Source organism: Spiribacter pallidus, assembly GCF_040838495.1.
Lineage (GTDB): Bacteria > Pseudomonadota > Gammaproteobacteria > Nitrococcales > Nitrococcaceae > Spiribacter > Spiribacter pallidus.
In genome coordinates this window covers 26,781-39,324 of the sequence record NZ_JBAKFM010000001.1, presented here as the reverse complement: position 1 = coordinate 39,324, position 12,544 = coordinate 26,781, and the positions used below count along the sequence as shown (strand labels likewise).

Annotated in this window: 14 protein-coding genes and 1 tRNA gene; 11 read left to right on the top strand and 4 right to left on the bottom strand. The window is 61.1% G+C overall.

Going from position 1 to position 12,544, the window contains the following annotated elements:
* Nucleotides 1–18: 18 nt before the first annotated feature.
* Both V6X73_RS00195 and V6X73_RS00190 read right to left on the bottom strand, forming a co-directional pair.
* Entirely contained in the window at nucleotides 19–1,188 is a 1,170-nt protein-coding gene (locus V6X73_RS00195; protein WP_367958339.1) for a UxaA family hydrolase, read from the bottom strand.
* Nucleotides 1,189–1,190: 2 nt separating this feature from the next.
* On the bottom strand, nucleotides 1,191–1,481 hold the full coding sequence (locus V6X73_RS00190; protein ID WP_367958340.1) for a UxaA family hydrolase: 291 nt from the start codon (nucleotides 1,479–1,481) through the stop codon (nucleotides 1,191–1,193).
* 209 nt (nucleotides 1,482–1,690) lie between these two features.
* Here V6X73_RS00190 and V6X73_RS00185 point away from each other — a divergent pair, with 209 nt between their 5' ends.
* The 3 genes from V6X73_RS00185 to V6X73_RS00175 all read left to right on the top strand — a co-directional run bounded on the left by V6X73_RS00185 (nucleotide 1,691) and on the right by V6X73_RS00175 (nucleotide 4,711).
* A complete protein-coding gene (locus tag V6X73_RS00185) occupies nucleotides 1,691–2,647 on the top strand; it encodes a tripartite tricarboxylate transporter substrate binding protein (RefSeq protein ID WP_367958341.1) in 957 nt (318 codons plus the stop codon).
* Between the two features lie 68 nt (nucleotides 2,648–2,715).
* Nucleotides 2,716–4,230, top strand: coding sequence for a tripartite tricarboxylate transporter permease (locus V6X73_RS00180; protein WP_367958342.1), 1,515 nt, complete (start codon nucleotides 2,716–2,718; stop codon nucleotides 4,228–4,230).
* Nucleotides 4,223–4,711 carry a tripartite tricarboxylate transporter TctB family protein gene (locus V6X73_RS00175; protein WP_367958343.1) on the top strand — a complete coding sequence of 163 codons (489 nt, stop codon included), beginning with the start codon at nucleotides 4,223–4,225 and terminating at the stop codon, nucleotides 4,709–4,711. The genes V6X73_RS00180 and V6X73_RS00175 overlap by 8 nt, the downstream gene beginning before the upstream one ends.
* Before the next feature lie 28 nt (nucleotides 4,712–4,739).
* Here V6X73_RS00175 and V6X73_RS00170 read toward each other — a convergent pair whose 3' ends face one another.
* Complete coding sequence (locus V6X73_RS00170) at nucleotides 4,740–5,468, bottom strand: GntR family transcriptional regulator (RefSeq protein WP_367958344.1); 729 nt, start codon at nucleotides 5,466–5,468, stop codon at nucleotides 4,740–4,742.
* A gap of 121 nt (nucleotides 5,469–5,589) precedes the next feature.
* Here V6X73_RS00170 and V6X73_RS00165 point away from each other — a divergent pair, with 121 nt between their 5' ends.
* Both V6X73_RS00165 and V6X73_RS00160 read left to right on the top strand, forming a co-directional pair.
* On the top strand, nucleotides 5,590–6,537 hold the full coding sequence (locus tag V6X73_RS00165) for a hydroxyacid dehydrogenase (RefSeq protein ID WP_367958345.1): 948 nt from the start codon (nucleotides 5,590–5,592) through the stop codon (nucleotides 6,535–6,537).
* The gene (locus tag V6X73_RS00160; RefSeq protein ID WP_367958346.1) at nucleotides 6,521–7,528 is read left to right on the top strand and encodes an Ldh family oxidoreductase; all 1,008 of its coding nucleotides are present in this window, start codon (nucleotides 6,521–6,523) and stop codon (nucleotides 7,526–7,528) included. Before V6X73_RS00165 ends, V6X73_RS00160 begins: the two co-directional genes overlap by 17 nt.
* Before the next feature lie 24 nt (nucleotides 7,529–7,552).
* Here the strand turns inward: V6X73_RS00160 and V6X73_RS00155 are convergent, their stop codons facing one another.
* Nucleotides 7,553–7,981: a SufE family protein gene (locus tag V6X73_RS00155; protein ID WP_367958347.1), complete on the bottom strand. Its 429-nt coding sequence runs from the start codon at nucleotides 7,979–7,981 to the stop codon at nucleotides 7,553–7,555.
* Between the two features lie 182 nt (nucleotides 7,982–8,163).
* Here V6X73_RS00155 and V6X73_RS00150 point away from each other — a divergent pair.
* The 6 genes from V6X73_RS00150 (at nucleotide 8,164) to pheS (ending at nucleotide 12,544) form a co-directional block, all read left to right on the top strand.
* A tRNA-Val gene (locus tag V6X73_RS00150) sits at nucleotides 8,164–8,240 on the top strand.
* Between the two features lie 60 nt (nucleotides 8,241–8,300).
* On the top strand, nucleotides 8,301–10,226 hold the full coding sequence (thrS, locus tag V6X73_RS00145) for a threonine--tRNA ligase (protein ID WP_367958348.1): 1,926 nt from the start codon (nucleotides 8,301–8,303) through the stop codon (nucleotides 10,224–10,226).
* A gap of 3 nt (nucleotides 10,227–10,229) precedes the next feature.
* Nucleotides 10,230–10,790 (top strand): translation initiation factor IF-3, encoded by a 561-nt coding sequence (infC, locus tag V6X73_RS00140; protein WP_456154558.1) that lies wholly within the window; start codon nucleotides 10,230–10,232, stop codon nucleotides 10,788–10,790.
* Nucleotides 10,791–10,864: 74 nt separating this feature from the next.
* The gene (gene rpmI, locus V6X73_RS00135) at nucleotides 10,865–11,062 is read left to right on the top strand and encodes a 50S ribosomal protein L35 (RefSeq protein WP_367958349.1); all 198 of its coding nucleotides are present in this window, start codon (nucleotides 10,865–10,867) and stop codon (nucleotides 11,060–11,062) included.
* A gap of 29 nt (nucleotides 11,063–11,091) precedes the next feature.
* Nucleotides 11,092–11,448, top strand: a complete 357-nt coding sequence (rplT, locus tag V6X73_RS00130; protein WP_367958350.1) for a 50S ribosomal protein L20 — start codon at nucleotides 11,092–11,094, stop codon at nucleotides 11,446–11,448.
* A gap of 76 nt (nucleotides 11,449–11,524) precedes the next feature.
* Nucleotides 11,525–12,544: a phenylalanine--tRNA ligase subunit alpha gene (gene pheS, locus V6X73_RS00125; protein ID WP_367958351.1), complete on the top strand. Its 1,020-nt coding sequence runs from the start codon at nucleotides 11,525–11,527 to the stop codon at nucleotides 12,542–12,544.

Below are 12,544 nucleotides of genomic sequence, written 5' to 3'. Positions count from 1 at the left end.
GACGCGGCCGCAGTGGGTTCAGGCGCTTTCGAAAAGACGCGTCAACACGAACTCCCGATGGCCGAGTACTTCGGCCGCGGTATGCCGGCCGTTCGCGGTGCGCACGGTCATCTCCAGCAGTGAGTCACCGGCCTGATCCGGGTTGATCTCCCGCCGCAGCAATCCGGTCACATCCGTGTCGATGTGCTCGCCCATCGTCCGGACGGTTCGGGAATTGGCCGTGATCTTGATCACCGGGACGATCGGATTGCCGATGACGTTGCCCTGACCGGTGGGGAAGTAGTGAACGGCAAATCCTGCCGCGCCGCAGAGCGTGACCATCTCGGCCGCCGCGGATGAGGAGTCCATGAACCACAGACCCGAGCCGGTTGGCTGTTCGGCCTTGTCAAGAACCCCATCAACCAGGCATTCCTTGCCAATTTTCTGGATGTTGCCAAGTGCCTTTTCTTCGATGGTCGTGAGTCCGCCCTCGATATTGCCTTTGGTCGGTTGCGACTCGGAGAGATCGTTGGTTTTCCAGCGATTGATCATCTCGGTATACCGATCGAACATCGCCTGAAACTCCTTGCGAATCTCTGGGGTGCGGCAACGCTCGGCGACAAGATGCTCGCCGCCGGTCAGCTCAGAGGTCTCGCCGAACAGCAACGTATTGCCGTTGGCATAGAGCTTGTCGAAGGCATTACCGACGGTGGGGTTGGCGCCGCAGCCCGAGGTGGTGTCCGACTCGCCACACTTGGTCGATACCCACAGCTCTGAGAGCGCGCACGGTTCGCGTTGCAGCTCGGTGGCGTGATGGACGAATTCTTTCGCCCGCCGCGAGGCATTGGCGATGGTGTTGTGATCGCCGTTCTGTTCAATCCAGAAGCCCTCAACCGGCTTGCCGGTTGCCTCGATGCCCGAGACCACACGCTGCGTCCAGCCCGGCTCTATCCCGATGACGATGACAGCAGCGACATTGGGATTGCATCCGGTGCCAATGAGCGTGCGGAAATGCAGCTCCAGGTCTTCGCCGAACTGAAGCCGGCCATAGGGGTGGGGGAGCGCCAATGTGCCCTTGACGTTATTCGCGACTGCTTCTGCGGCGGCGTTGGAGATATCGTCAACCGGCAGGATGATCACGTGGTTGCGAACCCCGACACGACCGTTTTCCCGGCGATACCCCATGAATGTCTGGTCTTTAAGATCCATGCCTACCACCTCTTTGTCTTGGTGTTGTGGACGTGTAGGTGCTCGCCTTGGGCGATCGGCGAGATGGTGCGGCCAATATCAACGCTGTATTTGATCACCGTGCTGTCCGCTTCGATGTCCCGTATCGCCAGCTTGTGTCCGATCGGGATATCGTCTTTGACCGTGAAGTGAATCGTGCGGTCCTGATCCATGATCCAGCCCACCAGGTCCTGGCCGGCCTTGACGCCCTCAACGACGACAACACCAACCGAGTCACCTTCGTCGTGGACCACGAAATGGGGTGTCTCAGACATGCCCATCCTCCTTTGTGTAATTTTGAACGGCTTCCTGGTATGTCCGTCGGCCCGGCCGGCGGGGAAGCTATCTGATATCTTATATATGAATTACTACTTGCGCAATGTAGGCGGGATGGGGTACACCTGATGCAGAGCTGTTGGTCTCGATGACCCGCAGGTCGATAGAAGCGAATACGAATCGCCAATTAATATCAGGAGGAGAAATCATGAAATCCCCTTTCATGACAGTGCTGGCCGGGGCGGTGACGTCGCTGGCCATGGGCACCGCGGTTGCCCAGAGTGATTTCCCCAGCAAAGATCTCAGCTACATCATCCCGTTCGGGCCGGGTGGCGAGTCGGACATCTCGGCGCGTCTCCAGCAGGAGTATTTCACCGATATCACCGGGCAAGAGGCCGTGATCGAGTACAAGCCCGGCGGCGGCGGTGCGGTCGCATGGTCGCAGTTCAATGACATGCCGGCGGATGGGCACACCATCATTGGAACCAACCTGCCGCATATCATCCTCCAGCCGTTGGCCAAGGATGTCGGCTTCGAAACCGATGACCTCAACAATTTCTACTTCTTCCATTACTCCCCGGATGCCATCCTGGTCCCGGCGGATAGCCCTTACCAGACTCTGGAAGACCTTGTCGAAGCGGCAGAGGAAGCCCCGGGGTCGATCACCTTCTCGGGCAGCGGCACCTACTCGGCCAACCACGTGGCGCAGACCCGTTTCGATGAGTTGGCGGGTATCACCACGACCTACATCCCCTACAAGGGCACGGGTGCGGCCGTCACTGCATTGAAATCCGGCGAGGTCAGTGCCGAGTGGGGGTATAGCACGGTGGCTGCCAACCATCAGGATGACACCCGCATGCTGGCGATCGCCTCGAGCGAGCGTCATCCGCTGTTCCCGGATGTGCCGACTTTCCAGGAGCTCGGCTATGACCTCGAGGGCGGCGCGTATCGCGGGATGGCGGTCCCACAGGGTGCGCCCGAAGAGGCCAAGCAGCGGCTATCGGAAATCTTCGGCGAGATCAACCAGGACCCTGAGTTCGTCCAGCGCATGCAGGAACTGGGCTTTTTCCTGGTGGATGTCCCCGCCGACGAGGTTGACGACTTTCTGGCAGAGCGCCGTGCCGAGTACGAAGAAGTGGCTCGTGCGTTCGACCTGATTGATTGATCAAAACGTTTTAACCTGACGCCCCCCGGCCGGTCGGCCGGGGGCTTTCAGCAGCATGGTTGGTCATCATGTCCTGGAGTTTCCTGCTCGCCGCATTCACGCCGTTTAACCTCATGCTGGCTTTTGTCGGCGTTGCTGCCGGCATCATTATCGGCGGGCTGCCAGGGCTGTCGGCGACCATGGCGGTTGCGGTGCTCGTACCGGTGACCTTTGGCATGGAGCCCGCTTCGGGGCTGATCATGCTGGGCGCCATCTACACCGGTGCGATCTACGGTGGCGCCTACTCAGCCATTCTTGTGAACACCCCGGGCACGCCATCGGCCATTGCCACTACCTTCGATGGCTATCCCATGGCCAAGCGGGGGGACGGTGACCTGGCGGTCACCCTGGCCACCCTGTCATCGGTGGTCGGTGGGCTCACCGGTGCCCTAGCGTTGCTCACTCTCGCGCCCATGCTGGCAACCATTGCGCTGCAGTTCGGGTCGGTGGAGTATTTCTGGCTGGCCGTGCTGGGCCTGACACTGATCTCGGCGCTCTCGGAGGGCGCGACCATCAAAGGATTCATTGGCGCGAGTCTGGGGTTGCTGCTCTCGACAGTCGGCGTGGCGGTTGTCGGCGGCGACGTGCGGTATACCTTTGGCTCGAGCCTGTTACTGGGTGGGGTCGAGATCATCTCGGCGCTGATCGGGCTGTACTGCATACCGGTATTGATCGATCTGGTGGCCACCCCCGATCCGCATCTGCGGGTCAGCGAAAAAGCCAGCGGATTCCGTCTCCGCGAAGCGCTGGGTTATGCATTGCGCAGCAAATTCAACATGATCCGTAGCGCCATAATTGGCACTATCGTCGCGATTCTTCCCGGTGCCGGCGGATCCATTGCAAGCCTTGTCTCCTACAGCGAGGCGAGGCGCAGCTCGAAGAACCGCGAGCGTTTCGGCCAGGGCGAACCGGACGGGATTCTTGCGACGGAGTCCGCCAACAACGCCACCGTTGGCGGTGGTTTTATCCCCACGTTGGTGCTCGGGATACCGGGGACCCCGCCGGATGCCATCATCCTGGGGGCGCTTTTGGTCCAAGGGGTTCGCACCGGCCCGGAGCTTTTCACCGAAAACGCGGATATTTCCTATACCTTCATTTACGGGCTTTTGATCGCGACCTTTCTGCTTTTGCCAATGGGGCTTGTGATCGGGCGGTATGCGTTCAAATCGATCATCTCGATCCCCAAGGCGATTCTCGCGCCCACGGTGGCGTTCATGACGGTGATTGGTACCTACGCCATTCGTAACAACGTCTGGGATGTGCTGATCATGCTGGTCCTTGGCGTGGTCGGGTGGTTTCTCAACCGCGCCGGATTCAAGCCATCACCGATTGTCCTGGGTCTGATTCTCGGGCCCATCGCTGAGCAGGGCTTTGTCCAGGCCGTGCTCATGGGGCAGGCACAGGGGGCCGTTCTGCCAATATTCTTCCGCGGACCGATCTCCTGGACGATCGTTGCCATAATCGTCATTGCAACGCTCTATCCGCTTTTTGCCATGGTGCGCAAGCACCGCCAGACCGCAGCGAAGGCAGGCAGTGATGAGTAATACACCAGTCAACGCCAGGGCAGGCCGACGCGATGTGCTCGGGATGGGGTATGCGGCAGTGTTCGTGGTCATTGGCGGTCTGGCGCTCTACTTCACCGAGGGCATGTCCACCCTGGGGGCTGTCTTTCCGCAGACCATCGCCACGGCACTGGTGATCTTCTCGCTTGCCTATATTGTGCAGAACCTGATCTCGCCGGGCAGCGTCAATCCACCATCGGGCGATGGCTCCTGGGTCCGTCGCGGGCTGCTGGTTGTGGTGATGCTGGGCTGGGTCCTGTCGTTGACATGGATCGGGTTTATCGCCGCCGGTGTGCTTGGCTTTGTGGGGATGATCCTTGTCGGCAATTACGACAGCTGGACGCCGCGGCGTGTGCTTGCCTATGCGCTCGTCTCTGCGGCGATCATCGGTGGGTTCTACACGCTGTTCGCCGTGGTGCTGAATGTCCCGCTGCCGCCGGGGCGGTGGTTCCAGGGGATGTGACAGCGGCTCCCGGGGGGTGGGGCGCGCTTTAGTCGAGAATGTTTTTGTAGTGAATCTGGTTGGTCTCGCAGCGACTGACACGCAGCTCCACTGGTTCGTCTTCTAGATCCAGCGCCACACGCTCGATCTCGAGTAGGGGGGTCGTTGGCTCGATGCCAAGCGATTCGGCATCGTTTTGATCCGCCTTCACCGCCCGGAGCTTTTCGATCGCCGTCTGGATGGTGACGCGATACTGCTTTTGATAAAGCGCGTAGAGGGTGTTCGGCAGCGCCTTGCCGTGACTCTCGATGCCGGGGAAGCGCTCGGCCGGTAGCGTGATCCGCTCGACGATGCGGGCGCGACTGTCAATGTAGCGACACCGACGGATGCGCACCACGGGGGCGCCGCGCCGCAGGTTGAGTTGCCGCGCCTCGCCGGCGCGTGCGGTGGTGCGAACGCACTCAAGCACCTTTGATGAGGGTATACGGCGGCTGCCGTCCTCGTCATACAGGTGCCAGAACTGAAAAAGCGAGCGCTCGCTGTCGTGTTTGGCCACCTCGGTGCCACGCCCCTGGTGTCGGACAACCAACCGTTCCGCCGCCATCGTGTCGAGGGCTTTGCGGATGGTGCCCTGGCTGACGCCATAGAGCTGTGCCAGCGCGGTCTCGCTGGGCAGCAGCTCGCCAGGGCTCCAGTCGCCGGAGGCAAGCCGATCGAGCAGCATGCGATAGACCTGCTGGTAGAGCGGCTGGTGCGTGGGTGACGGTTGTTCGTGCATGTCGGTCTCTGACGCTTTTCAGTCACAGGATATTGGATAGGCAACCTTTCTGTCACCCTGATACAATACATATATAAGACATATCAATTATTAGACGAAAACAGGTTCCGGGAGTGCCAAGATGCCCACCGTTGTCATCAGCGAATTCATTGATCCAGCCGCGCTCGAGCACTTCGTCGAGGACTACCAGATCCATAACGACCCCAATCTGGTTGACGCGGCCGAACGGCTGGCCGAAGTCTGTGGCTCGGCGGATGCACTCATCGTCCGGAACCGAACCCAGGTGACCCGCGAGCTGCTTGAGTCGGCACCGCATTTGAAGGTCATCGGCCGGCTCGGTGTGGGGCTGGATAATATCGATATGACCGCCTGTCAGGATCGTGGTGTTACGGTTTGTCCGGCCACCGGCGCCAATGACGTGGCGGTGGCGGAATATGTGGTCGCCGGCGCGCTTATGCTGCTTCGGGGCGCCTATCAGTCGAGCCATCGCGTCCTTTCCGGAGAATGGCCGCGTCAGGCCCTAACAGGGGGCGAGGTATCCGGTCGGGTGCTGGGCCTGGTGGGGTTCGGTGGCATTGCCCGGCAGACAGCTGAGCGGGCGGCGGCATTGGGCATGGAGGTGCTCGCCCACGACCCGTTTGTCGCCGCTGACGACCCGGCCTGGAGCGGCCTGGCCGAGCGGTGTGAGGCTTTATCGGCGCTGTTGATGCGCAGTGACGTTGTCAGTCTTCATGTGCCTTACACCGAAACGACTCACCACCTGATCGATGCGCAAGCCATGGCTTCGATGAAGCCAGGCGCAATGCTCATCAATGCCGCCCGGGGCGGGGTCGTTGACGAAGCCGCTCTGGCCCGGTCGCTTTGTGACAGACATCTCGGCGGGGCGATGCTGGATGTGTTCGAGAACGAACCACTGCCGGCGGGCAGTCCGTTGAGTGATGCCCCCAACCTGATCGTGACCCCCCATATCGCCGGGGTCACTGGCGAGTCGAACCGGCGGGTCAGCGACTTGACGGTCCGCAATGTGATCTCGGTGCTTAAAGGAACAGATCGTGACCACGACGTGTAGTGTCGAGCATGCCACCTCGCTGGCCACACGGGCCCTCGAGAATTCGGGGGTCAGCTCAGCCAATGCGAAGGCGGTCACCAACGCCCTGATTGCTGCAGAAATCGACGGTATCCCGTCTCATGGGCTGTCGCGGGTTGCCTACTACGCCGCGCAGGCGGCGAGTGGCAAGGTTGATGGCCAGGCGGTGGCGTCGCTGACAAGCAAGGGCAGCGTCATTAACGTGGATGCCGGGACCGGATTCGCTTTTGCGGCAATCCAAAAGGGACTTGGCCCGCTTGTGGAGCAGGCTCGAGCGTCGGGGCTGGCGGCGCTGTCGGTGGGAAATTCGCATCACTTTGGTGTGGCCGGACATCATGTCGAGGCCATCGCCGATCACGGACTGGTTGGCCTTGGTTTTGGAAACAGCCCAGCCGCAATCGCCCCGTGGGGTGGCAATCGACCGCTTTTTGGCACCGATCCCATCGCCTTTGCCTCACCCCGTGCGAACGGCCCGTCACTGGTGGTGGACTTATCGGTGAGCAAGATCGCGCGGGGCAAAATCATGATGGCCCACAACCGGGGCGAGGCGATCCCGGATGACTGGGCATTGGATGCCGAAGGGCAGCCCACCCGCGACGCCGGCGAGGCAATGAAAGGCAGTCTGCGCCCGATCGGAGATGCGAAAGGCTCGTCGCTCGCGTTGATGGTAGAGCTTTTGACAGCCGGGCTCAGCCACTCCGCCTTCGGGTATGAGGCGTCATCCTTGTTCTCGCCCGAGGGTGATCCACCCCGTCTAGGGCAGCTGTTTCTGGCGATCGATCCAGCCTTCTTTGGTGCCGGATCGGCATTCGTTGAACGCGTCGAGGCCCTGCTCGGGAAGATGGGCGAGCAGCAAGGCGTGCGACTGCCGGGGCAGAGAAGGCGCCTTTGCCGGCAGCGCTACCGCGGTAATGTGGAACTTGATGAATCTGTGTACGAATCGCTGACACGGTTGGCCAGCGATCACGGGTAGTCAGAAGCGGCGCCGGCAGAGCGATTATTTGGCGTGACTCTCGGCCCGCAGGGCCTGAGCGCGGCTGCGCATCTCCTTGACCATTGCCACAAAGCCATCCCGACGGTTGGGCGTGAGCTGCTGGGCGAGGCCGAGGCGGTTGAACAGATCCTCAATGTCCACCGCCAGAATCTCTTCCGGGGTCCGCCCGGAATACGCTTTGAGCAGGATGGCAACCAGACCCTTGACGATAAATGCATCGCTGTCGGCCTTGAAATCGAGTCGCGGCGGCTCGCCCTCGTTCACATCGCTCAGCAGCCAGACGTTGCTGACGCAGCCTTCGACCCGGTTTTCCTCGGTTTTTTTCGATTCGGGGAATTCCGGCAGGTCCTTGCCCAGGTCGATGAGCAGCCGATACCGATCTTCCCAGTTATCGAGAAACTCAAAGGTGTCCACTAGTCGTTGTAGTTCCATCGTGACCCCTCCGGCCATGCGTTTGGTAGACGGTAACATGCGCCCCGGGGTTGTGGCCGCTCGTCAACGCTCGGGGGTAATGCTCGCGCCAAACGACACGGCAAACGGTGCGGTAGAGCAAAGGCTTGCAACTTTCCTTTGGCAACGCCCGCCAATCCCGCTATACTTCTTGTCTTAACGACAGGCGCGTAGCTCAGTTGGTTAGAGCACCACCTTGACATGGTGGGGGTCGGTGGTTCGAGTCCACTCGCGCCTACCACATCGCTTCTTAAATATTGCATGTGGCCTCTGGTATGGGTCACCACTGTGGAGTCCTCGAATGCCCCAGATCACCCTCCCGGACGGCAGTCGGCGCGACTACGCCCAGCCCGTCTCCGTGCTGGATGTTGCCGCAGACATCGGCGCGGGCCTTGCAAAGGCGACACTGGCAGGCCGTGTCAATGGCGAGCTCATCGATGCCTGTGACCTCATCGATACCGATGCTTCGCTGCAGATCATCACCCCCAGGGATGACGAGGGCGTCGATATCATCCGCCACTCGTGCTGCCATCTGCTCGGCCAGGCCGTCAAACAGCTCTATCCCGAGGCACAGATGGCCATTGGCCCGGTGGTCGAGGGCGGGTTTTACTACGACATCCGCTTCGACGCCGGATTCCATCCGGAAGACCTGGAGCGCATCGAGCAGCGCATGGCCGAGCTCATCGACCAGGAATACGATGTCGTCAAAAAGATCACACCCCGCTACGAGGTGCTGCAGCGCTTCCGCGAGCGAGGCGAGGACTATAAGGTGCAGTTGGTCGAGGCCATGCCCGAAGTCGAGTCCATGGCGCTCTACCACCACCAGGAATACGTGGACATGTGTCTCGGGCCGCATGTCCCGAATACGCGCTTTCTCCAGGCTTTCAAGCTGACCAAGCTGGCCGGTGCCTACTGGCGCGGTGATGCCAACAACGAGATGCTCCAGCGCATCTACGGCACGGCCTTCGCCGATCGCAAAGCACTCAAGGCCCATCTGGCCTTTCTCGAAGAGGCGCAGAAGCGCGATCACCGCCGCATTGCTCGCGGACAGGATCTGTTCCACCTCCAGGACGAGGCGCCCGGGATGGTGTTCTGGCATCCCAACGGCTGGACGATCTACACCGTGCTGCAGGACTACCTGCGCAACCGGCTCAAGGCCCATGGCTATCAAGAGATTCGTACCCCGGAGCTTGTTGACCGCAGCCTCTGGGAGCGGTCCGGGCATTGGGAGAAGTTCCGCGAGGACATGTTCACCACCCACTCCGAGCATCGCGACTATGCGGTCAAGCCCATGAATTGTCCCTGCCACGTGCAGGTCTACAACCAGGGGCTTAAAAGCTACCGGGATCTTCCCGTTCGGTTCTCCGAGTTCGGCAACTGCCATCGCAACGAGCCCTCCGGGACGCTGCATGGTCTGATGCGTGTGCGCAACTTTGTCCAGGACGATGCGCACATCTTCTGCAGCGAGGATCAGCTCCAGGTTGAGGTGGCGGCGTTTCTGGATCTGGCGTTCAGCGTCTATCGCGACTTCGGGTTCGACGATGTACAGGTGGCATTGTCGACCCGGCCCGAAAAGCGAGTGGGCGAGGACGCCTTGTGGGATCGATCCGAGGAGGCGTTGCGCATTGCGCTTGAGCACAAGGGCATGCAGTGGACGACCAATCCGGGCGAGGGCGCGTTCTACGGGCCCAAGATCGAGCTGTCCATGCGCGACTGCCTCAACCGGGTCTGGCAGTGCGGCACCATGCAGGTCGACTTCTCCATGCCGGGGCGGCTCGGTGCGGAATACGTCACCGAATCCGGTGAGCGGGCGGTGCCGGTGATGCTGCACCGCGCGATTTTCGGCTCGTTCGAGCGCTTCATCGGTGTGCTGACCGAGCATTACGGCGGCGATTGGCCGGTGTGGCTGGCACCGCTGCAGGTGCAGGTGATGAATATCACCGATCGGCAGGCGGTTTATGCCGAGGATGTCCGTAAACAACTGTCACAACGAGGGTTACGGGCCGAATGCGACTTGAGGAACGAGAAGATCGGCTTTAAGATTCGCGAACATACGATTCGGCGGGTGCCGTATTTGATTGTTGTTGGAGACAAAGAGCGCGAGGCCGGCGCCGTTGCGGTGAGAACCCGCACCGGCGAGGACCTGGGCTCGATGTCGATGGAGTCATTCGTGGAACGCCTGGAGGCCGAATCGGCCAGACTGGGCCGGACACATCTGGAGGACTGAAGGATCGCTATACGCAGAAAGCCGGGGGCGCGCCGCCAGCAGCCCGGCGCCGGCGAAAACCGGCGCATCAACGAAGATATTCAGGTCCAACGGGTTCGCCTGATTGATGAAAACGGCGAACAGGTGGGGATTGTTGAGACGCAAGAAGCGGTTCAACGAGCCGGGCAGGCCAGCCTGGATCTGGTAGAGCTCGACCCCAACGCCGATCCGCCCGTCTGTCGGGTGATGGACTTCGGTAAATGGAAGTTCGAACAGGCCAAAAAGCAGCAGGCGGCTAAGAAAAAGCAAAAACAGATCCAGGTCAAAGAGGTCAAGTTCCGGCCCGGCACGGATGTGGGCGATTACGAGGTCAAGCTGCGCAACCTGAAAAAATTTCTCGAAGAAGGCGACAAGGTCAAAGTCACCTTACGGTTTCGCGGTCGCGAGATGGCGCACCAGGAGCTGGGCGCCGAGCTGCTCGAGCGGGTCGAGCAGGATCTTGAAGATTATGCGACCGTCGACCAGCGCCCCCGGATGGAGGGCCGGTTGATGGTCATGACGATGTCTCCCCGCAAGGGGAAGTAGACAGGGGTTATCCCCTAAAGGTGGGCTCCCGGTTCGGCCGGGAGTTCTTGTTTGTGGCAACGGAGAAGCGGTTCATGCCCAAGATCAAGACGAACCGTGGCGCTGCAAAGCGCTTTCGCAAGACCGCCAGCGGGCGGTTCAAGCGGGCGCATGCCTTTCACAATCACATCCTGACCAAAAAGGATGCGAAGCGGAAGGTGAAGCTGCGTGCCACCACGTTGGTAGCAGAGCAGGACACGCCAGCCATTCGGCGGCTACTGCCCTACGTATAGTGTTTGACGAATAAAAGAGGATTCGGAAGATGGCCAGAGTCAAGCGTGGCGTCATCGCGCGCCGCCGCCACAAGAAGGTCCTCGGCAAGGCGAAAGGTTACTACGGCGCACGTCGCAAGACGTTCAAGGTAGCCAACCAGGCGGTCATCAAGGCCGGCCAGTACGCCTACCGGGATCGCCGGGTACGCAAGCGCGAGTTCCGCGCGTTGTGGATTCAGCGGATCAACGCCGCTGCGCGTCAGAACGGGCTGTCCTACAGCCGGTTGATGAACGGGCTGAAGAAAGCCGAGATCGAGGTCGACCGCAAGGTGCTGGCCGATATGGCTGTCCACGACAGCACCGGCTTTGCCGCCGTTGCCGAACGGGCCAAAGCGGCACTGAGCTGAACCACCCCACGGGTGGCGGCCAGACGGGGGAAGGCCGGGGTCTTCCCCTTTTTTATGTCCGGGGACGGAAGTCAACATGCGCGATGATCTGGATGGATTGACCGAACAGGCTTTGAGCGCGGTCGCCGAGGCAGCCTCGCTGGCAGCGCTCGACGAGGTGCGGGTGAACTACCTTGGCAAAAAAGGTTGGCTCACCGAACAGCTCAAAGCGCTTGGTAAGTTGCCGGCCGAGGACCGACCGGCTGCGGGCCAGGCGATCAATCAGGCCAAACAGCGGGTCAACGAGCGGCTTGAGGCCCGCCGGGCCGAGCTCGAAAGGGCCGAGCTGGAAGCCGCCCTCAAGGCCGATCGGGTCGATGTCACACTGCCCGGCCGGGGAGAGCGGCCCGGCGGGCTGCACCCGGTAACCCGGACGCTGCAACGGATCGAGGCCATGTTCCAGGGCGTCGGGTTTCGGGTCGCTGAGGGCCCCGAAATCGAAGACGATTACCACAACTTCGAGGCCCTCAATATCCCGGCGGATCACCCGGCCCGGGCCATGCATGACACCTTCTACTTTGACGCCCGTCATCTACTTCGCACTCACACCTCGCCGGTGCAAATTCGCGTGATGGAGCAGGATGGGGCACCGGTTCGGGTCATTGCCCCGGGGCGGGTCTACCGTTGCGATTCGGATGTCACCCACACCCCCATGTTCCACCAGGTCGAGGGGCTTTTGGTGGATGAGGATGTGACGTTCGGTGACTTGAAGGCGGTGCTTGATGATTTTGTCAAAGGATTTTTCGAGGCGGATCTGGCCGTCCGCTTTCGCCCCTCGTATTTCCCATTCACCGAGCCGTCCGCGGAAGTCGATGTGGAGTGCATGTTCTGCCACGGCGAGGGGTGTCGCGTTTGCAGCGGCAGTGGCTGGCTCGAGATCCTGGGCTGCGGGATGGTCCACCCGGCCGTGTTCGAGGCCGTGGGCATTGATGCCGAGCACTACACCGGGTATGCGTTTGGCATGGGCGTCGAGCGGCTTGCCATGTTGCGGTATGGCGTGGATGACCTGCGTATCTTTTTCGAAAACGATCTGCGCTTTCTGCGCCAGTTCCGGTAG